Origin of the sequence: Exiguobacterium sp. Helios (assembly GCF_014524545.1) — a bacterium.
Lineage (GTDB): Bacteria > Bacillota > Bacilli > Exiguobacteriales > Exiguobacteriaceae > Exiguobacterium_A.
Window position 1 is genome coordinate 340,389 of record NZ_CP053557.1, and the last position, 22,406, is coordinate 362,794.

Below are 22,406 nucleotides of genomic sequence, written 5' to 3' on the forward strand. Positions count from 1 at the left end.
GAATGTGTATGCGTTGTCAGCGGTGTGGTGAACGAGAAGCTGTCGTCCGTGTCAAACTCCCACAAGATCAAGAGGGAACAGAACAAGTTCTTTGTTCAGTTTGTGTAAAAGAACTGGCAAAAGCCTATCAAGAAACCGCTTGTCCTTCATGTGGGATGACACGCCAACAACTTTTACATTTGCGAAAAGTTGGTTGTGCAACATGCTATTCGTTTTTCAAAGAAGAAGTAGATGGGATGATTCGTCAGTTTCAACACGGTCATACGAAACATTATGGTTCACGTCCTGAAGAAGAGTCGGTCGAAAAAAGATTGGCACAACAGTTGAGTCGACTCAAAGAACAGTTGAACCGTAAGATTTTATCGGAAGACTATGAAGAAGCAGAACTCATTAAACAGCAGATTGTAAATGTGGAGGAGGATTTGCGCCATGTTTGAAGAACTATTGACGCAACCTCTTAGTCAAAAGATGGATCAACAGGCACCTTACGATGATATCGTCGTTTCGACACGAATTCGCTTAGCGCGTAATGTAGCCCATTATCCTTTTTCGACAAGAATGACAGAAGAACAGGCAAATGCGTTAATCAACGAAACAGAACGTCAATTATCCGGACTAAAAGGATTTCAATTCGGGCGGGTCGATCAAGTTGATGCCTTAACGCGAACTGCTTTAGTAGAAAAACATTTGATCAGTCCTGCCCTTGCGACACACCCACGAACCGGACTTTTTATCAGTGAAGATGAACAGATCAGTGTCATGGTGAATGAAGAAGATCATTTTCGTATTCAAACCCTGTTACCGGGTTTGCAGTTAGAAGAAGCTTTTCGGGTGGCAAAGCAGGTCGATCGTTTAATCAGTGAACGCTTCAAGATAGCTTTTGATGATACGCTCGGTTATTTGACGACTTGTCCGAGTAACGTCGGCACAGGCCTACGGGCCTCGGTGATGTTGCATTTACCGGGACTCGTCCTGACCAATCAAATCCAAGGGTATATTAAACACCTGCGGCAGCTCGGTTTTGCGATTCGCGGGCGTTACGGCGAAGGAAGCGATGCTTCCGGTCGAATGTTCCAATTATCGAATCAACGGACACTTGGTGCGAGTGAGGATATGCTGATTACGGATTATCAATTTGCTGTTGAAGCATTAATTGAGGCAGAACAAGCGGCAAGAAAAGGATTATTGGAGACGTATCAAGAAGAACTAGAAGACCGGCTTTACCGGTCATCCGGAATTTTGCAATCGGCCCGATTAATTACGGCACGGGAAGCAACGGAGCGTTTATCCGATGTCCGGTTAGCCGATAGCCTCGGTTTGGCCGTGGAACTTCCGCCAAACTTATTCCATCATTTACTTGTATCGCTACAAACAGGTTTTCTACAAAAGCATTTCGGGAAACAATTAACATCAAGAGAACGGGACATCGAACGAGCGAGTATCATTCGTCAGATGTTAACCGAACAGACAAACAGGGATCACACACAAGGAGGTTTTGCGTAATGATGTTTGGACGATTCACAGAACGTGCTCAACGCGTACTCGCACTTGCTCAAGAAGAAGCGGTACGTCTTGGTCACCATAATATCGGGACAGAACACATTTTACTCGGACTTGTACGTGAAGGAGACGGGATTGCGGCGAAAGCCTTAACAGCACTCGGACTCAGTTCAGATAAGATTCAAATGGAAGTTGAAGCTTTAATCGGTCGCGGCCAAGACGGTGCGACGACGATTCACTATACACCACGCGCGAAAAAAGTCATCGAGCTGTCGATGGATGAGGCCCGTAAACTCGGTCATTCGTATGTCGGTACAGAGCATCTCTTACTCGGTCTGATCCGTGAAGGAGAAGGCGTCGCAGCACGTGTCTTAAACAACCTTGGCATCAGCCTCTCTAAAGCCCGTCAGCAGGTGCTTCAACTGCTTGGTAACAGTGAAACGACAGCCAATGCGTCGCAAGCAGGATCTGGTGTCGCAACACCGACGCTTGACGGTCTCGCACGCGACTTGACACAACAGGCACGGGAAACACGTCTTGATCCAGTGATCGGCCGTGCGAAAGAAATCCAACGTGTCATTGAAGTCTTAAGCCGTCGGACAAAAAACAATCCGGTCTTGATCGGAGAGCCGGGTGTTGGTAAAACAGCCGTCGTCGAAGGTCTTGCCCAACAAATCATTAACAATGAAGTGCCGGAGACGTTACGGAATAAACGCGTCATGGTTCTCGATATGGGAACACTCGTCGCCGGTACAAAATACCGTGGTGAGTTCGAAGACCGCTTGAAAAAAGTCATGGATGAGATTCGTCAGGCCGGTAATATCATTCTCTTCATCGACGAATTGCACACATTGATCGGTGCCGGCGGAGCAGAAGGGGCAATTGATGCCTCGAACATCCTCAAGCCGTCACTCGCCCGTGGTGAACTCCAGTGTATCGGAGCAACGACACTCGATGAGTACCGGAAATACATCGAAAAAGATGCGGCACTCGAACGTCGTTTCCAACCGATTCAAGTGGCTGAACCTACAACAGATGAAGCGACACAAATCTTGTTTGGTCTTCGTGACCGTTATGAAGCACATCACCGGGTGACGATCACGGATGAAGCAATCCAAGAAGCGGTAACACTCTCGGACCGCTACATCTCGGATCGTTTCCTACCGGATAAAGCGATTGACTTGATTGATGAAGCCGCTTCAAAAGTTCGTTTGCGCTCCTATACAGCACCACCGAACCTAAAAGAAGTCGAAGCGAAGCTTGAAGGTATTCGTAAAGACAAAGATGAAGCCGTTCAAAGTCAAGAATTCGAAAAAGCAGCCAGTCTCCGTGATACAGAACAAAAATTGCGTGATGAATTGGAACGTTTGAAAGAAGAATGGCAGAACAAGCAAGGCAACGAAAAATTAGAAGTGACGAAAGAGGATATCGCACAAGTCGTCGCCAACTGGACAGGTGTTCCGGTCACGAAGATTGCAGAAGAAGAAACCGACCGCTTATTGCGTCTTGAAGAAATCCTTCATGGACGTGTCATCGGTCAAAATGAAGCCGTTAAATCGATTTCCAAAGCAATCCGTCGTGCACGCGCCGGTTTAAAAGATCCAAAACGTCCAATTGGTTCATTTATCTTCCTCGGACCAACCGGTGTCGGTAAAACGGAACTGGCCCGGGCTGTCGCGGAAGCGATGTTCGGTGACGAAGATGCCATCATCCGGATCGATATGTCCGAATACATGGAGAAACATGCGACAAGTCGTCTTGTCGGTTCTCCTCCGGGATACGTCGGGTATGAAGAAGGCGGTCAGTTAACAGAAAAAGTACGCCGGAAACCATACTCTGTCATCTTGCTTGATGAAATCGAAAAAGCACACCCTGAAGTCTTCAACATCTTGCTTCAAGTGCTTGACGACGGTCGCTTGACGGATTCAAAAGGCCGGACAGTCGACTTCCGAAATACGATCATCGTCATGACGTCAAACGTCGGAGCAAGTGCACTCAAACGTAACAAATACGTTGGTTTCGCAGTCTCCGATGATACGGACCGCGAGTACAAAGACATGAAGGGGAAAGTCATGGATGAGCTGAAAAAAGCCTTCCGCCCTGAATTCTTGAACCGGATTGACGAAACAATCGTCTTCCACTCACTCGAGAAAAAACACATCGAAGAAATCGTGAAATTAATGGCGAAAACGCTTGAAAAACGTCTTGCGGAACAACAAGTGCATTTCGAGTTGACGCCAGCCGCGCTTTCGAAAATCGCGGATATCGGATACGATCCGGAATACGGAGCCCGTCCGATCCGTCGTGCTCTTCAACGGGAAGCAGAGGATCGTTTGTCAGAAGCCTTGCTTGCAGGTGATATTCAAAAAGGTGAGCGGGTGGCACTTGATGTCGAAGATGGTGAATTCATCGTCCGCCGTCATCAGGCTGAACCAGCAACGACCGAATAATTGATCAACAGGGTCCAGCTTTCGCAAGTATGTGGCGAAAGCTGGATTTTTTTCTTGATAAAAAGAAAGGATGAATCGCGTGGCTAAAATAAAGACGAAATTTGTCTGCCAGAGTTGTGGTACGGAATCTCCCAAATGGATGGGACGCTGTTCCGGCTGTGGCGAATGGAACACGATGGTCGAAGAAGTCGTTGAAGAGAAAAAAGCACGGCGCGGTTCTGCCTTCGTGCATACGACAACCAAACAATTAAAACCGGAACGCTTATCGAATATCTTGTCACAGGAAGAAAGCCGTGTCTTTACAGGCAGCGGTGAATTTGACCGGGTCCTCGGTGGTGGAATCGTACCGGGCTCGATGGTTCTTGTCGGCGGCGATCCCGGAATCGGGAAGTCGACGATCTTGCTTCAAACCAGTGCCCGTCTTGCGGCGCGTGGAGAAAAAGTCCTGTACATTTCAGGGGAAGAATCGCTGAAACAAACGAAACTGCGGGCGGAACGCCTCGGATTACCGACACAGGACCTGTTTGTCTTGAGTGAGACAGACATGAACATGATCGAACGGGTCGTCGATGAAGAAAACCCGGGCTTTTTGATCATTGACTCCATTCAAACCGTGTATATCGATGAGATTCAGTCGGCTCCGGGCAGTGTCACGCAAGTCCGGGAATGTACAGCGATGCTGATGAAAATCGCTAAGAGTCGTGGTATTGCAATCTTCATCGTCGGTCACGTAACCAAACAAGGATCGATTGCCGGACCGCGTTTACTTGAGCATATGGTAGATGCCGTTCTGTACTTTGAAGGAGAACGCCACCACACGTTCCGGATTTTACGGGCGGTCAAAAACCGGTTCGGTTCGACGAATGAAATCGGTATTTTTGAAATGCGTGAATCCGGTCTTGAAGAAGTCTTGAATCCATCGGAGATTTTCCTCGAAGAACGGACATCCGGTGTATCCGGTTCGACCATCGTCGCCTCGATGGAGGGAACTCGGACAGTTCTTGTGGAACTGCAAGCATTGATTTCTCCGACATCGTTTGGTAACCCGCGTCGTATGGCGACCGGGATTGATCAGAATAAAGTCGCTTTGCTGATGGCTGTTTTAGAAAAACGGTCGGGCTTGTTGCTCCAGACGCAAGATGCGTATCTTAAGGCGGCAGGTGGAGTCAAACTTGATGAACCGGCCATCGATTTAGCAATTTGTGTCGCGGTCGCATCCAGTTTCCGCGATAAGCCGACCCGACCAACAGATGTCGTCATCGGCGAAGTTGGCCTGACGGGCGAAGTCAGACGCGTCTCACGGATCGAACAACGGGTCGCGGAAGCGGCGAAGCTTGGTTTCACCCGTGCCATCATTCCGAAAAACAATCTGGGGGGCTGGACATATCCACCCGGTATCACGGTAATCGGAGTCGAGAGTGTGGATGAAGCATTACGGGAAACGATTCCGTTTTAAGCGGTTTCAACTACGGCAAAAGATGGGGAAGGTGTAACAGACCTGTAAACAGTTTCCCCATCTTAAGGCGTAGGTGATTCAAATAAATACATGTTACAATGAACTTAAAATAATAAAAGGAGGTGGGAAGATTGAAAATCGTCATCAGGATCTTTTTTGCGTTACTAGGTCTTGCGCTTGGTATCTTGTTGCTTCCTCAATTGTTTCAGCTGATTGAAGCGGCGACGAAGATGGCTTTCCCGGAATGGTTGATGACCACATACGTAACAGGAACGATTGGTGCACTCATATTTTTATTAATTGGATTATTCATTACGGATTCTGTGATTCGGCTTCTCCGGTTTTTAGAAGAAAAGTTAGTGAAAGCACCTGTCGCCGATCTATTTTTCGGCACATTCGGCTTATTGGTTGGTCTCGTCATGGCTTTTCTTGTCAGCATGCTGATTGAACTTGTCGGTATTCCTTTACTCAGTAATGTGTTAACCATGATAGTCGCAGTACTGTTCGGTTACCTCGGATTTACGGTCGGCTACCGGAAGCGTCACGAACTGACGAAAGTCTTCTTGCGCAACAGTAACAATCAGACGGAGAAAAAAGCGGCTGAGCCTGTTGTTGTCACAAAATCAAACAGTAAAGTCCTCGATACGAGTGTCATCATCGATGGTCGGATTACGGATATCGCAAAAACAGGATTTGTCGAAGGCAAACTGATTGTTCCGCAATTCGTCATCGGCGAGTTGCAGTATATTGCGGATTCATCAGATACACTGAAGCGAAACCGCGGACGTCGCGGGCTCGATGTGCTGAAGGAATTGCAATCGATTCCCGGCATGGAAGTCGAGATTTATGACGGGGACTTTGAGGATGTTCCGGAAGTCGACATCAAGTTGATTAAGCTGGCAGAACTGATTAAAGGAATCGTCGTCACGAACGACTACAACTTAAATAAGGTCTGTGAAGTACGGAACGTACCGGTCTTGAACATCAACGATTTGGCGAATGCCGTCAAGCAAGTGGTCATCCCCGGTGAAGAGATGACGGTCCTCGTCATCAAAGAAGGAAAAGAGCAAAAACAGGGAATTGCCTACCTCGAGGATGGAACGATGGTCGTCGTTGAAGAAGGAAAACATTTGATTTCGAAAACGATTGGTGTTGTCGTGACCAGTGTTCTGCAGACGTCTGCCGGACGGATGATTTTCGCGAAACCCCAGGAAAAATAAACAGCAGACTGCCAAATCTCTTTTGGCAGTCTTTACTTATGGGAAAAGAGGGAACTAGATGAAAGAGCACACATACCGGATTGTCATTCCGGCCGCCGGAGCAGGGAAACGGATGGGGGCGGATCGAAACAAATTAATGCTGACGTTACGAAACCGGTCCATCATCGAATGGACACTGGATGTCTTTGAGCAGGACCCGGCTTGTCTTGAAATCATTTTGGCGATCAATCCGGTGGAGCAATCGTGGTTCGAACGTATCACGGCACCATACAAGACGTCGATCCGTCTCGTCCCGGGTGGACGCGAGCGTCAGGAAAGTGTGAAGCGTGGATTAGAAGCGGTGACAGCACCCGGTATAGTCCTGATTCATGACGGAGCCCGACCATTCGTGACCATCGAATCGATTCAGCAGGTCGTCAAAGCAGCTGAACAGACCGGAGCTGCGATTTTAGGTGTGCCGATCAAAGATACCGTCAAACGGATTGACGGCGACGCGATTGTCGAGACGGTTCCCCGGGATCAGCTGATGGCAGCCCAAACACCGCAAGCCTTTGAGTTAGAGCGGATTCGAACTGTTCATGCGAAGGCAGCGACGGAATTTTTAGGTACGGATGACGCAAGTTTGATAGAATGGGACGGAGGAACGGTGACTTGGGTCACCGGACAATACGAGAACATTAAAGTGACGACGCCGGACGATTTATTGTTTGGAGAAGCCATTCTAACGAAACGGGGGAAATGAAGATGATCCGAATTGGACAAGGATTTGATGTACATGCTTTTGCAGAGGACCGCAAACTGATTTTAGGCGGGATTGAGATTCCGCATACGAAAGGGTTGCTCGGTCACTCGGATGCTGACGTCCTGTTACATACGATTGCTGACGCAGCACTCGGTGCGATTGCGGCGGGCGATATCGGGAAACACTTCCCGGATACGGATCCGGATTTTAAAGATGCTGACTCAGCAAAATTGTTGCAGCACGTGTATGCACTGGTCAAAGCACAAGGCTATGAACTGGGTAATTTAGACGCGACCGTCATTGCGCAAGCGCCGAAGTTACGTCCATACATCGATACGATGCGGGCGCGAATCGCGGAACTGCTTGAAGCGGATATCGAACAAATCAATGTCAAGGCGACGACGACGGAATGGCTCGGTTTTACGGGGCGTGAAGAAGGAATCGCATGTCAGGCTGTGATTTTGCTGAAACGAATCGAAGAATAAGGTATACTAGGTAAGCGAATTTTAGACTAAGGGAGTGGATCGGTAATGGCAGAAGTACGTGTACGTTATGCACCAAGTCCAACGGGACACCTTCATATTGGAAATGCACGAACAGCATTGTTTAACTACCTGTTTGCACGACACGCAGGCGGTAAGATGATTTTACGGATTGAGGATACGGATCAGAAACGAAACATCGATGGTGGTGTGGAAAGTCAGATGAAGTACCTCGAATGGCTCGGCATCGACTGGGATGAAGGTCCGGGTCGCGGCGGCGACTATGGTCCTTACTTCCAAATGGAGCGACTCGATCTGTACAAAAAATACACAGACGAGTTACTTGAAAAAGGACTAGCTTACCGCTGTTACATGACATCGGAAGAGCTCGAAGCGGAACGGGAAGCGCAAATCGCACGTGGGGAAGCACCCCGTTATTCAGGTGCACACCGTAATCTGACGCAAGAACAAGAAGATGCATTTGTGGCAGAAGGCCGGACACCGTCGATTCGGATCCGTGTTCCGGAAAGCGTCACCTACACATGGAACGATATCGTCAAAGAAGACGTCTCGTTCGAATCAAAAGACTTCGGCGATTGGGTCATCGTTAAAAAAGACGGGATTCCGACGTACAACTTTGCTGTCGTCGTTGATGATCACTTGATGGAAATCAGCCACGTCCTGCGTGGAGACGACCATATTTCGAACACACCGAAGCAGATGATGATTTATGATGCGTTCGGTTGGGACTATCCGACATTCGGTCACATGACATTGATTGTCAACGAAGAACACAAAAAACTCTCGAAACGTGATCAGTCGATCATCCAATACATCGAGCAGTATAAAGATCTCGGTTACTTGCCGGAAGCATTACTGAACTTCGTGACGTTACTTGGCTGGTCGCCGGTCGGTGAACAGGAAATCTTCACAAAAGAAGAGTTCATCGAGATTTTCGATGCGTCCCGTCTTTCGAAAAGTCCAGCTGTCTTTGACCAGCAAAAACTGGCTTGGATCAACGGTCAATACATGAAACACCAATCGTTCGAAGAAGTATTCGAAGCAAGTCTGCCGTTCCTGCAAGACGCGGGACGTGTTTCAAGCGAACCGACGGAAGGAGAGCTCGTCTGGGCACAAAACCTGGTCGGATTATACCGGGAACAGATGACACATGGCGCAGAAATCGTCGAGCTTTCAGAGATGTTCTTTGAGGATGAACTGGTGTATGATGAAGAGGCAAACACTGTCTTGGCAGGAGAAACCGTTCCTGCAGTCTTGAGTGAATTCGCGAACCAGTTGCGGACACTTGAAGAATGGACACCGGAAGCCATTAAAGGGGCAATCAAAGCAACCCAAAAAGCAACCGGACAAAAAGGGAAAAATCTGTTCATGCCAATCCGTGTCGCAACGACCGGACAAACACACGGACCGGAGCTTCCGAACACGATTCAATTATTAGGAAAAGACCGCGTACTTGCGCGTCTGGACGCATAAAATAAAGCGTAGATGAGGAAAGTAGGAACGATGTCCGTTGTACAGAGACAAGCTTGAGTGGTGAGAAAGCTTGAACGGATGCGCTTTCGAAATGCCCCTCTGAGTGCTGCCCGAAATCAGTGAGAGTAGGCGTAGACGTATCTCCGGCGTTAACGGACCGGAGAGGGATGATTCAGTTCATCCAAACAGAGTGGGACCGCGCTGATTGGCGTCTCTGTGCAGCGATGCACGGGGGCGCTTTTTCTTATGGAGAGGAGAACGAACATGACACGGATGCGTGAAGATATCCGCAATGTATTTAAACAGGATCCGGCAGCCCGGAGTACGATGGAAGTCGTCTTGACCTATCCGGGATTACATGCCGTCTGGATGCACCGGTTGGCTCATCGTATGTGGAAGATGAATTTGCATCTTGCCGCACGGCTGTTGTCGCAATTCAGCCGGTTCCTGACGGGAATTGAGATTCATCCCGGTGCGACAATCGGCCGGCGTCTCTTCATCGACCATGGTATGGGAGTCGTCATTGGGGAAACGGCGATTATCGGCGACGATGTCACCCTGTTCCAAGGTGTGACACTGGGGGGAACAGGGAAAGAAACGGGCAAACGGCATCCGACACTCGGAAATGGTGTCCTCGTATCAGCCGGAGCACGCGTACTCGGTGATATCACGATTGGTGATTCATCGAAGATTGGCGCAAGCTCCGTTGTTCTAAAAAATGTACCGTCAAATGCGACAGTTGTCGGAATTCCCGGACGTGTCGTGATACAAGACGGAATAAAAGTCGATGCACCGCTTGATCATCAATTACCCGATCCGGTTCGTGAATGCCAGGAACGGGTTGAACTGGAACTTGAACAATTAAAACGTGAGATTGAACGAATAAAAGGAGGACACCGCCATGATACAACTTTACAACAGCATGACCGGAAAAAAGGAACCGTTTAAACCGCTCGAAGAAGGAAAGGTCAAGATGTATGTTTGTGGACCAACCGTCTATAACTACATCCATATCGGGAATGCCCGTCCGGCCATCGTCTTTGATACGGTCCGCCGCTACTTTACGTACCGGGGCTATGACGTTAAATATGTCTCGAACTTCACGGATGTCGACGATAAAATCATCCGGACAGCGAATGAGCTCGGAGAAGATTACCATGCACTGACGAAACGATTCATCGAAGCCTATCACGCGGATACAGGTGCGTTGAATGTCCAAAAAGCGGATATTCATCCGCTCGTCACGGAAACGATGGACGATATCATCGCTTTCATCGAAGTGCTCGTCGAAAAAGGGAATGCCTATGCGTCAAGCGGAGATGTCTACTTCCGGACACGCAGCTTTAAAGATTACGGTCAGCTAAGTCAACAGTCGATTGATGAACTCCGCTCGGGTGCGCGGATCGAAGTCGGCGAGAAAAAAGAAGATCCGCTCGATTTCGTCCTATGGAAAGCAGCGAAACCGGGTGAACCGGCATGGACGAGTCCATGGGGAGAAGGCCGTCCCGGCTGGCACATCGAGTGCTCAGCGATGGCGAAAAAGTATCTCGGGGATACGATTGATATTCATGCAGGCGGACAAGACCTTAAATTCCCGCACCATGAAAATGAGATTGCCCAATCGGAAGCGTGCAACTCACAGAAGTTTGCAAACTACTGGATGCATAACGGGTTCCTTAACATCGAAAATGAAAAGATGTCAAAATCACTGGGCAACTTCCTGACGGTCCACGAAGCGATTCAAGCCGTCGATCCGATGGTCTTACGTTTCTTCATGCTGTCAGTCCAGTACCGTCATCCGATCAACTACAGCCGTGATCTGATCGATCAGGCAGCAAACGGGTTGGCACGGATCCGTGAATCGGTCGCAAACGTCGAACACCGTTTGACGATGACGGCTAATCTTGGAACGGCAACGGACAAATGGCTGAACCGGATCGAAGAAATCAAACAGCATTTCATCACATCGATGGATGATGATTTCAATACAGCGAACGCTGTGACCGATTTGTTTGATCTGTCGAAGGAAGCCAACCTCTATCTTGGGGAAGACCAGGTCGCAACAGAAGTGCTGGAACGATTCCTGGCAGTCTTTGATGAACTATCGACAGTCCTCGGAGTCACGTTGACAATCGAAAAAGGGTTACTCGATGAAGAAGTCGAACAGCTGATTCGTGATCGGGATACGGCACGGAAAGAACGGGACTTCGCCCGTGCGGACGCGATCCGTGATCAACTGCGTGACCAAGGCATCCTGCTTGAGGATACAGCGCAAGGGATGCGGTGGAAGCGCGGATGAAGAACTACAAACAATTAAATGCGCTGGCACTCGCCTACATGGGCGATGTTGTCTATGAAATGCATGTCCGGGAACGGTTGCTTGAAAAAGGATATGTCAAACCGGGTGAACTGCATCAAGCGGCCATCCGCTATGTCCGTGCTCAGGCGCAAGCCTTCGTCGTGACACACTGGTTAAATGAAAATACGTTGACAGAAGAAGAGCAGGCTGTCGTCCGGCGCGGGAAGAACGCTAAATCAGGTTCCGTTCCGAAAAGTACGGACGTCCATACGTACCGGTACGCAACGGCGTTTGAGGCATTGCTCGGATATGTCTATCTTGCAGAAGGAGGGGATCGTCTTGAAGAACTCATCGGACAAGCGCTCGAATTACTCGAAGCCGAAGCAACGGACGGAAAATAAATCGTTCCAATCGGCGCGTAAACAAAAAGACAAGCCGCATGGCGAAAAAACGAAACAGAAGAAAGTTGAGCCCAAACAAGAAGAGACCATCGTGATCGAACCGCTCGAGGAAGGACAGGATTTCTTATACGGACGGAATCCGGTTCTCGAAGCGTTACGGACGGGTCGTGAGATGAACAAGCTCTTCATCCAAGAAGGGCAACAGAAAGGACCGCTTGCCGTCATCCATGCGATGGCGAAAGAGGCAGGTGTCCAGACACAAATCGTTCCACGCTCGAAATTACACGGTTTGACGGGAAGCGACAATCACCAGGGTGTCGTTGCTGCCGTCGCTGCCTATGAGTATGCAGAACTCGACGATATCTTTGCACTGGCAGAAAAGAAAGACGAGACGCCATTGATGATTTTACTCGATGAACTCGAAGATCCGCATAATCTCGGATCGATTCTCCGGACGGCAGATGCCGTCGGTGCCCACGGGATCATTATTCCGAAACGCCGGTCTGTCGGATTGACACAGGTTGTCGCGAAAGCTTCAACGGGGGCGATCGAACATATCCCGGTCGTTCGTGTGACGAACTTGACGCGGACAATGGAAGATTTAAAGAAAAAAGGGATCTGGTTTGTCGGGACGGATGCCCGTGAGAGTGATGACTACCGGACGCTCGACGGAACGATGCCACTTGGAATCGTCATCGGCAGCGAAGGAAAAGGCATGAGCCGGCTTGTCCGTGAAAAATGCGATTTCCTTGTACATCTCCCGATGGCAGGACATGTCACGTCACTCAACGCATCGGTTGCTGCCTCGTTGTTGTTATATGAGGTCTACCGGACAAGAAAGCCGTATTCGCGATGAAATACGACCGTCTGATCGTTGATGGCTACAATATCATTGGCGCATGGCCGGAATTCCGGACATTGCGGGAGCAGGATTTTGAATTAGCACGGGAACGATTGGTCGATGCGATGGCCGAGTACCAGGCCGTGACAGGAATCAATGTGACGATTGTCTTCGATGCCTATCTCCAACCGGGGAGAGAATCCCGGATCAGGAAAAGCGGTATCGAAGTCATCTATACACGGGAAAACGAAACGGCGGATGAATGGATTGAGAAAACAGCGGCGGAATGGTTACAGGATATCCGGGTCAAGCTGACGGTTGCGACAAACGATTTCACCGAACAGTGGGTCATCTTCACGCTCGGTGCCCTTCGGATCTCGGCGCAGGAATTACGACGGGACTGGAAGGCGGCGGTTGCCGTCATCCGTGGACAGACGATTGCGTCGAAGACGAGCAAGAAACCACGTTCGACAATCGATATGCCGGCTGATGTCATTGAACGGCTTGAAGAGATCCGGCGGCGTAAAAATTCAGATTCATGAAGAAAATGAAAAAGCGGATTCACGATAAAGTCGTGAAATTCGCTTTTTTTGATTCTTCAGGTGTCACGTCTCCGCACGATCAACAGAGTAAAAAAAGAGGTCATGCCAATTTTCATTGTCGTAAGACAGGAAATTATTGTATAATTAGAAACAATCGATTAGTTTGTTAGAGAAGCTTGGAGGGATGACGGATGAGTTTGGTTTCGTTCGACCAGTTTGAGTGCATGACCGATGAGGCGCTTGTGGAACAAGCGAAGGTATTTGACAACAGTGATGCGCTCGAATTTCTGATCGAGCGGTATCGGAACTTCGTGCGTGCCAAGGCACGGTCTTACTTTTTAATCGGAGCGGACCGGGAAGATATCATCCAGGAAGGTATGATCGGCCTGTATAAGGCAGTCCGGGATTACCGCACGGATAAGCTGGCTTCGTTCAAAGGCTTTGCTGAGTTGTGTATTACCCGGCAAATGATCACAGCAATCAAAACCGCAACGCGTCAAAAACATATTCCGCTGAATTCCTACATTTCGCTCGATAAACCGATTTACGATGACGAATCGGAACGGACGTTACTCGATATCATCACATCGACAGCCCCGTCGGATCCGCAAGTGTTGATCGTGAACCGGGAAGAGTATGCGGATATTGAAAGTAAGATGGATGAGATCCTTAGTGATCTGGAGCGAAAAGTACTGGCGCTCTATCTTGACGGAAGAACCTATCAGGAAATCTCAGATGATCTCGATCGTCATGTCAAGTCAATCGATAATGCCCTTCAACGTGTGAAGAAAAAGCTGGAACGGTATCTTGAAGCACGAAAACTGACTGTCTGACCGAGAGGTGGATTGACCCCGTTAACCGGGTGTGCTACTGTATAAATAGCGCCTTACTAGCGAGACGCCGCTCATAGGCGTTTTTTTTTACGCTCTTTTTTTTAGAGAGGATTCTCTTCTTGAAGAGAAGGAGTGGCAAAGAAGGAGGTCGTTTGAGATGGCGAAGAAAGTAGGCCTTGCTTGTGATATTTGCGGTGCCCGCGACTACACGACGATGAAAAAAGAGGATGTCAGCATCCGCTTGGAACTGAAGAAGTTCTGTCGCCGTTGTAACGCGCATACGATTCATAAAGAAGCGAAATAAGGCTTCATCTATCCCCATTTACTACATCCTGGAGGGAAAGTACGATGAAATTTTTGCGTGACGTATGGAATGAACTGAAAAAGACGAGCTGGCCGAAACGAAAAGAACTGACGAAGTATACACTGACTGTAATCGGTATGGTCATTTTTATGGGTGTCTTCATCTTTGGTATCGATTCAGGGCTCAGCGCATTCATGAGTTGGTTGATTAAGTAAAAAGAAGAGGTGACGTACCATGGATAAGCAGTGGTTTGTTGTCCAAACGTACTCTGGATTCGAAAATAACGTCAAGGCAAATCTTGAGCGTCGGATTGAATCCATGAACATGGACGAGAAAATCTTCCGTGTACTCGTTCCAATCGAAACGGTACAGGAAGAAGTAACAAACAAAAAAGGTGAAACGAAAATCAAGGAACGTGAAATCAAGATTTTCCCGGGGTATGTCCTCGTGGAGATGGTCATGACGGATGATTCTTGGTATGTCGTCCGTAACACACCGAACGTCACGGGATTCCTCGGTTCGGTTGGCGGCGGTTCAAAACCGACACCACTTCTTCCAGAAGAAGCGGAAAACATTCTCGGATCAATGGGACTTGTTGACATGAAGAGTCGTTATGACTTTACAATGGGACAAATCGTACGGATCAAAGAAGGTGTCTTTGCGAACCTGGAAGGTACGATCGAAGAACTTGAAACAGAAACAGAGAAAATGAAGGTTTCTGTCGATATGTTCGGTCGTGAAACGAAAGTAGAGCTCGATTTCTCACAAGTTGAGAAAATAGATTAAGTTTCCTATTGCGAAACTTTTATTTTAATGGTACAATTTTTCCTGTTTGATGTTGTGCTTATTTCGATAAATTACTCGTCGAATAGAATGAGTGGGAGGACGCGCAACGTCCAATTAAACCACATTAAAGAATTAAGGAGGTGTGTCTCGTGGCGAAGAAGGTTATGAAACTAGTTAAACTTCAAATTCCTGCGGGCAAAGCAAACCCAGCTCCACCAGTTGGACCGGCACTCGGTCAAGCAGGTGTGAACATCATGGGCTTCTGTAAAGAGTTCAACGCTCGTACACAAGACCAAGCCGGCTTGATTATTCCTGTAGTCATCACGGTTTTTGAAGATCGTTCATTTACGTTTATTACTAAAACTCCACCAGCAGCAGTTCTCTTGAAGAAAGCAGCTGGAATCGAGAGCGGTTCAGGCGAGCCTAACCGTAAGAAAGTAGCGACTGTCAAACGTGACAAAGTTCGCGAAATCGCTGAAACGAAAATGCCAGACCTCAACGCAGCATCTGTTGAAACAGCGATGTTGATGGTTGAAGGTACTGCACGTTCTATGGGTATCGTAATCGAAGACTGAGTCTTTTGATTGCAATGAACAACGATGAGGGTCGCAGGCGGATAGTTACTTGAAGCCTTGCTACCCTTTCATTATGTGGGAGGATTTTCCGCACAACCACAAAGGAGGAACCTAAAATGGGTAAGAAGTATAAAGAAGCTGCTAAACTTATCGATCGTACGGTTTCATACGAACTCGCTGAAGCGGTAGACTTAACTAAAAAGTCTGCAACTGCGAAATTCGATGAAACAATCGAACTTGCTGTTCGTCTCGGAGTCGATCCGAAGAAAGCAGATCAACAAATCCGTGGAGCAGTCGTATTGCCACACGGTACTGGTAAAACACAAAAAGTTCTCGTCTTTGCTAAAGGTGAGAAATTAAAAGAAGCGGAAGCTGCTGGAGCAGACTTCGCTGGTGATTCTGAGTACATCACTAAAATCCAACAAGGATGGTTCGACTTCGATGTTATCGTTGCGACACCTGACATGATGGGTGAAGTTGGTAAACTCGGCCGTGTTCTCGGACCTAAAGGCCTCATGCCTAACCCGAAAACAGGAACAGTTACATTTGACGTCACGAAAGCAATCAACGATATCAAAGCTGGTAAAGTTGAGTACCGTGTCGACAAATCTGGTAACATCCACGTTCCAGTCGGTAAAAAATCATTTGATGACGCTAAATTGGTTGAGAACATCAACACAGTCATCGAAACTCTCGTTAAAGTTAAGCCTGCTACTGCTAAAGGTATCTACCTTAAAAACATCGCGATCGCTTCAACAATGGGTCCTGGTGTAAAAGTATCTTCAGCTGACTTTGCGAAATAATTTCGTCTAAAACGAACTTGACAACGTTCTAAGAACGCTGTTACAGTATAAAACGTTGATATATTCGACATACCGTAGACAGAAGGTGCTCATCGATTGAGCATAAACCCTTCCGAGGTGTTCTTGCTCAGAGAGCCTGTTTGTTCAGGTATCCTTTTTGACGATTACGCCTCCTCTGCCTTGCAGACGGAGGCTTTTTATTTGAAATCGAGCAGCCCCTCGCGCCGGTACATTCCATTTACCAGGAGGTGCAACAGAAATGGCAAACGAAAAAGTTATCGCTGTCAAAGCGGATCTCGTAACTGAGATCGCTGAGAAAATGCAAGCGAGCGCTGGAACAATCGTCGTCGACTACCGTGGTCTCACAGTAGACGAAGTAACAGAACTTCGTAAACAACTCCGCGAAGCGGGTGTTGAATTCAAAGTTTACAAAAACGGTCTCCTCCGCCGTGCTGCAGTTCAAAGCAATCTTGAGGGTCTTGACGAAGTCTTTACAGGTCCTACTGCGATCGCCTTCAGCAATGAAGACGTTATCGCTCCAGCTAAGATCTTAAACAACTTCTCGAAAGACCACAAAGCTCTTGAGCTTAAAGGTGGTATCATCGAAGGCAAAGTCACTTCAGTAGAAGATGTCAAAGCCCTTGCGGAACTTCCATCACGCGAAGGTCTCCTTTCGATGCTTCTCAGCGTGCTTCAAGCGCCAATCCGTGGTCTTGCGGTGGCAACGAACGCAATTGCAGAGCAAAAAGAAGAACAATCTGCTTAATGTCCGCTTAGCGGGATAGGCAAACACACAATTTTTCACACCCCAACGTGGGTTAAATCAAAGGAGGAAAACCATAATGGCTTTCAACAAAGAGCAATTTATCGAAGACCTCAAGGGCATGACTGTTCTTGAACTTAACGAACTCGTAAAAACAATCGAAGAAGAATTCGGCGTATCAGCAGCAGCTCCAGTAGCAGCAGCAGGTGCAGGCGCAGCAGCAGCTGAAGAGCAAACTGAATTCGACGTAATCCTTACTAGCGCAGGTTCTGGTAAAATCAACGTCATCAAAGCAGTTCGCGAATTGACAGGCCTCGGTCTTAAAGAAGCGAAAGCACTCGTTGACGGAACTCCGGCTCCAGTTAAAGAAGGCGTTTCGAAAGAAGACGCTGACGCAATCAAAGCTAAGCTTGAAGAAGCTGGCGCAAGCGTAGAAGTTAAGTAATTTTCTTCTTCACTTAAAACAAAAGAAGCTCGCTTTGCGGGCTTCTTTTGTTTTCAACTTTAATATAGAGAGGGGAAGGAAACATGGCAGATCATTATTACACAAATGATCCCTCCTCGAAACGGGATCCAAAGTCGTGGGAATTCGTCTTACGTGGTGAAACGTTCCGCTTCACTTCGGATCATGGAGTGTTTTCAAAAGGCGGCGTGGATTTCGGTTCGCGTTTACTGATTGAAGCCTTTGTGGAGCCGGATGTACCGGGAGCAATTTTGGATGTCGGGTGCGGATATGGTCCGATGGGCATTTCGCTTGCGAAAACAACCGGACGAGAAGCCGTTTTAGTAGATGTAAACGAGCGGGCTCTTGAGCTTGCGGCTGACAATGCACGTGCGAATGGTGTTTCCGTGACGACCGGTGTAAGTGACGGATATGCTGGCGTGGCTGAACAGACGTTTGCAGCGATCGTGACGAATCCACCGATTCGGGCGGGGAAGCCGGTTGTTCACCGGATTTTGCGGGAAGCGTATGATCATCTTGAAGTGGGCGGTGCCTTATGGGTCGTCATTCAAAAGAAACAAGGTGGTCCATCAGCGAAGAAGTTGATGGAAGAAGTGTTTGGTTCATGTGAGACGGTTACCCGCGATAAAGGGTATTCGATATTTAAATCAATTCGGTCTTGACAAATCGAGTGATTTGTCGTTGACCTTATCTAATGTCTATGATAGTATTATAAAATGCCATTGGAGTGATTTTTGGATAAGCAGTTTGAAGCAGCTGGCGTTCTCGACTACAGATGATTGAGTAGACAAGACGTCGCTTTTTTGCGCTTATCGGTCAAAAAATGGCTTCAATGTTCGATATTACACCCGTCCTTCTCAAGAAGAAGAACTGGGTCTGAGAGGTGAATCAGTTGACTGGTCAACTTGTTCAGTACGGTCGTCACCGTCAGAGAAGAAGCTATGCACGTATCAGCGAAGTTTTAGAACTTCCAAACCTTATTGAGATTCAAACGAATTCATACGAATGGTTCCTACGGGAAGGTCTTCGTGAGATGTTTCATGATATCTCGCCGATTTCCGACTTCACAGGAAATCTCGTATTAGAATTCATCGACTACTCGCTCGGAGAGCCGAAGTATTCGATTGATGAATCAAAAGAGCGCGATGTGACCTATTCGGCACCACTACGCGTAAAAGTCCGTCTTCAAAACAAAGAGACGGGTGAATTGAAGGAACAAGAAGTCTTTATGGGTGACTTCCCGCTTATGACGGAGTCGGGAACATTCATTATTAATGGTGCGGAACGAGTTATCGTTTCCCAGCTTGTTCGTTCGCCAAGTGTGTATTACAACAATAAGTTAGATAAAAACGGTAAACGTGGATTTTCGGCAACGGTCATCCCGAACCGTGGAGCATGGCTCGAACTTGAGACAGATGCGAAGGATATCGTATACGTCCGAATCGACCGCACGCGTAAGATTCCAGTAACGGTTCTTTTACGTGCTCTTGGTTTCGGTACGGATCAGGAAATCATCGATCTCCTTGGAGATGATGAGTACCTCCGTAACTCCCTTGAAAAAGATAATACAGAAACAACGGAAAAAGCCCTCATTGAAATTTATGAGCGTCTGCGTCCGGGAGAGCCACCGACTGTCGAAAATGCGAAAGCACTTCTCGTGTCACGGTTCTTTGACCCGAAACGTTATGATTTGGCAAACGTTGGTCGTTATAAAATCAACAAAAAACTTCATCTGAAGAATCGTCTGTTCGGGCAGAAACTTGCGGAAACGCTTGTCGATCCGGAAACAGGGGAAGTGATCGCAGAAGAAGGAACGGTTCTTGACCGTCGCATGCTCGACAAAGTCTTGCCATTCCTTGAAGGATCTGTCGGTTACATCGAAGCGACGCCAACTGGCGGCGTAACGCAAGGCGAAGCCTTCAACTTACAGTCGATCAAGGTGTTCGCACCGGACGATGCTGAAGGTGAACGCATCATCAATATCATCGGTAACGGTAACATCGATCGTGACATCAAGCACATCACGCCTGCTGACATGATTGCTGCCATCAACTATTTCTTCAACTTGTTGCATGAAGTAGGAACGACAGACGATATCGACCACCTCGGTAACCGTCGTCTCCGTTCAGTCGGTGAATTGCTCCAAAACCAGTTCCGGATCGGGCTTTCCCGTATGGAACGTGTCGTCAAGGAGCGGATGTCGATTCAAGACCAGAATGCGATCACGCCACAGGCATTGATCAACATTCGTCCTGTTATCGCATCGATTAAAGAGTTCTTCGGTAGCTCGCAGTTATCACAGTTCATGGACCAAACGAACCCGCTTGCGGAATTGACGCACAAACGTCGTCTATCTGCACTTGGACCCGGTGGTCTCACACGTGAGCGTGCCGGCTTTGAAGTCCGAGATGTTCACTACTCGCATTATTCCCGTATGTGTCCGATTGAAACGCCTGAGGGTCCAAACATCGGGCTGATCAACTCACTGTCTTCGTTCGCGAAAGTCAATGAGTATGGTTTCATCGAAGCGCCATACCGTCGTGTCGATCCGGAAACGGGTGTCGTCACGAATGAAATTCACTACATGACGGCCGACGAAGAGGATCTCTACGTTGTCGCACAGGCAAACATGTTGTTGACGGAAGAGAAGACGTTCCAAGATACACACGTCTTGTCACGTTTCCGCGGACAAAACTTGTCTGTCGAACCAGCTCGTGTCGACTACATGGACGTTTCACCGAAACAGGTTGTTTCGGCAGCGACGGCATGTATCCCGTTCTTAGAGAACGATGACTCGAACCGTGCCCTCATGGGAGCGAACATGCAACGTCAGGCCGTACCTCTTCTTGATCCGGAATCACCGATTGTCGGTACCGGAATGGAGTACGTGTCTGCAAAAGACTCAGGTGCTGCTGTTGTTGCAAAACATTCAGGTATCGCTGAGCGTGTAACGGCCCGTGAAATCCTTGTCCGTCGTACGACGGAAGTCGATGGTAACATCGTTCAGGGAGAACTTGACCGTTACAAAATCCAGAAATTCATCCGTTCTAACCAAGGAACGTGCTATAACCAAAAACCAATCATCAAAGTAGGCGATCCTGTCGATAAAGGCGAGATTCTTGCAGATGGTCCATCGATGGACGGTGGGGAACTTGCGCTTGGTCGTAACGTACTCGTCGGTTTCATGACATGGGATGGTTACAACTACGAGGATGCTGTCATCATGAGCGAACGTCTCGTGAAAGACGACGTCTACACGTCGATCCACATTGAAGAATATGAGTGTGAATCACGTGATACAAAACTCGGACCGGAAGAGATCACGCGTGACATTCCAAACGTCGGTGACGACGCCCTGAAAAACCTCGACGACCGCGGAATCATCCGTGTCGGTGCTGAAGTTAAAGACGGGGATATCCTGGTCGGTAAAGTTACACCTAAGGGCGTAACGGAATTGACAGCTGAAGAACGCCTGCTTCATGCAATCTTCGGTGAAAAAGCACGTGAAGTTCGTGATACGTCACTTCGTGTTCCACACGGCGGAGACGGAATCATCCTTGACGTGAAAATCTTCGATCGTGATAACGGCGACGAACTGTCACCTGGTGTCAACCAGTTGATCCGTGCGTACATCGTTCAGAAGCGTAAGATTCACGAAGGAGATAAAATGGCGGGACGTCACGGTAACAAAGGTGTTATCTCACGTATCCTGCCTGAAGAAGACATGCCGTACATGCCAGACGGCACACCAATCGACATCATGTTGAATCCACTTGGTGTACCATCACGGATGAACATCGGGCAGTTGCTCGAACTTCACCTTGGTATGGCTGCACGCCAACTCGGAATCAAAGTTGCATCGCCGGTATTCGATGGTGCACGTGAGGAAGATGTTTGGGCAACGATTGAAGAGGCCGGTATGGACCGCGACGCTAAAACGATCCTTTATGATGGACGTTCTGGTGAAGCCTTCGATAACCGCATCTCGGTTGGTGTCATGTATATGATCAAACTCGCCCACATGGTCGATGATAAACTTCACGCACGTTCGACGGGTCCTTACTCGCTCGTTACGCAGCAGCCGCTCGGTGGTAAAGCCCAGTTCGGTGGACAGCGTTTCGGTGAGATGGAAGTATGGGCACTGGAAGCATACGGTGCCGCTTATACGCTCCAAGAGATCCTGACAATCAAGTCCGATGATACAATCGGTCGTGTTAAAGCATATGAAGCGATCGTTAAAGGCGAAAATGTACCACAACCGGGCGTGCCGGAATCGTTCCGAGTCCTCATTAAAGAGCTTCAATCCCTTGGTATGGATGTTAAGATGATGTCTGCCGAAGATGAAGAGATCGAAATGAAAGACGACGACGACGACAACATCCCGAACGCGACTCCAGCACTCGAAGAAGTTCAAGCGCCTGTCGCACCAGTTGTTACTGAAGAGGAATAAGC

23 protein-coding genes and 2 other annotated features are annotated in these 22,406 nt (G+C 48.2%); all 23 genes read left to right on the top strand.

Annotated features, from left to right (window positions below):
* The first annotated feature begins 8 nt into the window (after nt 1-8).
* The 23 genes from HNY42_RS01805 (at nt 9) to rpoB (ending at nt 22,404) form a co-directional block, all read left to right on the top strand.
* On the top strand, nt 9-437 hold the full coding sequence (locus HNY42_RS01805; RefSeq protein ID WP_114597353.1) for a hypothetical protein: 429 nt from the start codon (nt 9-11) through the stop codon (nt 435-437).
* Nucleotides 430-1,503, top strand: coding sequence for a protein arginine kinase (locus tag HNY42_RS01810; RefSeq protein WP_188004980.1), 1,074 nt, complete (start codon nt 430-432; stop codon nt 1,501-1,503). The genes HNY42_RS01805 and HNY42_RS01810 overlap by 8 nt, the downstream gene beginning before the upstream one ends.
* Nucleotides 1,503-3,950, top strand: coding sequence for an ATP-dependent protease ATP-binding subunit ClpC (clpC, locus tag HNY42_RS01815; RefSeq protein ID WP_131504426.1), 2,448 nt, complete (start codon nt 1,503-1,505; stop codon nt 3,948-3,950). The genes HNY42_RS01810 and clpC overlap by 1 nt, the downstream gene beginning before the upstream one ends.
* A 79-nt stretch (nt 3,951-4,029) precedes the next feature.
* Nucleotides 4,030-5,406, top strand: a complete 1,377-nt coding sequence (gene radA, locus HNY42_RS01820) for a DNA repair protein RadA (protein WP_255508409.1) — start codon at nt 4,030-4,032, stop codon at nt 5,404-5,406.
* A gap of 131 nt (nt 5,407-5,537) precedes the next feature.
* Nucleotides 5,538-6,626 carry a PIN/TRAM domain-containing protein gene (locus tag HNY42_RS01825; RefSeq protein WP_188004981.1) on the top strand — a complete coding sequence of 363 codons (1,089 nt, stop codon included), beginning with the start codon at nt 5,538-5,540 and terminating at the stop codon, nt 6,624-6,626.
* Between the two features lie 58 nt (nt 6,627-6,684).
* On the top strand, nt 6,685-7,368 hold the full coding sequence (gene ispD, locus HNY42_RS01830; RefSeq protein ID WP_131973667.1) for a 2-C-methyl-D-erythritol 4-phosphate cytidylyltransferase: 684 nt from the start codon (nt 6,685-6,687) through the stop codon (nt 7,366-7,368).
* 2 nt (nt 7,369-7,370) lie between these two features.
* A complete protein-coding gene (gene ispF, locus HNY42_RS01835; RefSeq protein WP_188004982.1) occupies nt 7,371-7,853 on the top strand; it encodes a 2-C-methyl-D-erythritol 2,4-cyclodiphosphate synthase in 483 nt (160 codons plus the stop codon).
* A 45-nt stretch (nt 7,854-7,898) separates the two neighbouring features.
* The gene (gltX, locus tag HNY42_RS01840) at nt 7,899-9,344 is read left to right on the top strand and encodes a glutamate--tRNA ligase (RefSeq protein WP_188004983.1); all 1,446 of its coding nucleotides are present in this window, start codon (nt 7,899-7,901) and stop codon (nt 9,342-9,344) included.
* Nucleotides 9,345-9,563 (top strand) — a binding site (T-box leader).
* Between the two features lie 45 nt (nt 9,564-9,608).
* Nucleotides 9,609-10,292 (top strand): serine O-acetyltransferase, encoded by a 684-nt coding sequence (gene cysE, locus HNY42_RS01845; protein ID WP_034769411.1) that lies wholly within the window; start codon nt 9,609-9,611, stop codon nt 10,290-10,292.
* Nucleotides 10,246-11,643: a cysteine--tRNA ligase gene (cysS, locus tag HNY42_RS01850; protein WP_131973666.1), complete on the top strand. Its 1,398-nt coding sequence runs from the start codon at nt 10,246-10,248 to the stop codon at nt 11,641-11,643. The genes cysE and cysS overlap by 47 nt, the downstream gene beginning before the upstream one ends.
* Nucleotides 11,640-12,044 carry a Mini-ribonuclease 3 gene (locus HNY42_RS01855; RefSeq protein WP_131504431.1) on the top strand — a complete coding sequence of 135 codons (405 nt, stop codon included), beginning with the start codon at nt 11,640-11,642 and terminating at the stop codon, nt 12,042-12,044. The genes cysS and HNY42_RS01855 overlap by 4 nt, the downstream gene beginning before the upstream one ends.
* A 91-nt stretch (nt 12,045-12,135) precedes the next feature.
* Nucleotides 12,136-12,900, top strand: a complete 765-nt coding sequence (rlmB, locus tag HNY42_RS01860) for a 23S rRNA (guanosine(2251)-2'-O)-methyltransferase RlmB (protein WP_026826906.1) — start codon at nt 12,136-12,138, stop codon at nt 12,898-12,900.
* Complete coding sequence (locus HNY42_RS01865) at nt 12,897-13,427, top strand: NYN domain-containing protein (RefSeq protein WP_131504432.1); 531 nt, start codon at nt 12,897-12,899, stop codon at nt 13,425-13,427. Before rlmB ends, HNY42_RS01865 begins: the two co-directional genes overlap by 4 nt.
* 191 nt (nt 13,428-13,618) lie before the next feature.
* Nucleotides 13,619-14,260, top strand: coding sequence for an RNA polymerase sporulation sigma factor SigH (gene sigH, locus HNY42_RS01870; protein ID WP_012368992.1), 642 nt, complete (start codon nt 13,619-13,621; stop codon nt 14,258-14,260).
* Between the two features lie 157 nt (nt 14,261-14,417).
* A complete protein-coding gene (gene rpmG / locus HNY42_RS01875; RefSeq protein WP_012368993.1) occupies nt 14,418-14,564 on the top strand; it encodes a 50S ribosomal protein L33 in 147 nt (48 codons plus the stop codon).
* A 44-nt stretch (nt 14,565-14,608) separates the two neighbouring features.
* On the top strand, nt 14,609-14,779 hold the full coding sequence (secE, locus tag HNY42_RS01880) for a preprotein translocase subunit SecE (RefSeq protein WP_014969138.1): 171 nt from the start codon (nt 14,609-14,611) through the stop codon (nt 14,777-14,779).
* A gap of 19 nt (nt 14,780-14,798) precedes the next feature.
* Complete coding sequence (nusG, locus tag HNY42_RS01885; protein ID WP_026826909.1) at nt 14,799-15,350, top strand: transcription termination/antitermination protein NusG; 552 nt, start codon at nt 14,799-14,801, stop codon at nt 15,348-15,350.
* A gap of 149 nt (nt 15,351-15,499) precedes the next feature.
* Nucleotides 15,500-15,925, top strand: coding sequence for a 50S ribosomal protein L11 (gene rplK, locus HNY42_RS01890; RefSeq protein ID WP_012368996.1), 426 nt, complete (start codon nt 15,500-15,502; stop codon nt 15,923-15,925).
* A gap of 116 nt (nt 15,926-16,041) precedes the next feature.
* The gene (gene rplA / locus HNY42_RS01895) at nt 16,042-16,728 is read left to right on the top strand and encodes a 50S ribosomal protein L1 (protein ID WP_034769418.1); all 687 of its coding nucleotides are present in this window, start codon (nt 16,042-16,044) and stop codon (nt 16,726-16,728) included.
* Nucleotides 16,729-16,782: 54 nt separating this feature from the next.
* Nucleotides 16,783-16,937 (top strand) — a sequence feature (ribosomal protein L10 leader region).
* Between the two features lie 50 nt (nt 16,938-16,987).
* Entirely contained in the window at nt 16,988-17,494 is a 507-nt protein-coding gene (rplJ, locus tag HNY42_RS01900; protein ID WP_131504434.1) for a 50S ribosomal protein L10, read from the top strand.
* Nucleotides 17,495-17,570: 76 nt separating this feature from the next.
* On the top strand, nt 17,571-17,936 hold the full coding sequence (gene rplL, locus HNY42_RS01905; protein WP_012368999.1) for a 50S ribosomal protein L7/L12: 366 nt from the start codon (nt 17,571-17,573) through the stop codon (nt 17,934-17,936).
* An 83-nt stretch (nt 17,937-18,019) separates the two neighbouring features.
* Nucleotides 18,020-18,616, top strand: coding sequence for a class I SAM-dependent methyltransferase (locus tag HNY42_RS01910; RefSeq protein ID WP_131504435.1), 597 nt, complete (start codon nt 18,020-18,022; stop codon nt 18,614-18,616).
* A gap of 230 nt (nt 18,617-18,846) precedes the next feature.
* Complete coding sequence (gene rpoB, locus HNY42_RS01915; protein ID WP_131504436.1) at nt 18,847-22,404, top strand: DNA-directed RNA polymerase subunit beta; 3,558 nt, start codon at nt 18,847-18,849, stop codon at nt 22,402-22,404.
* Nucleotides 22,405-22,406: the final 2 nt, after the last annotated feature.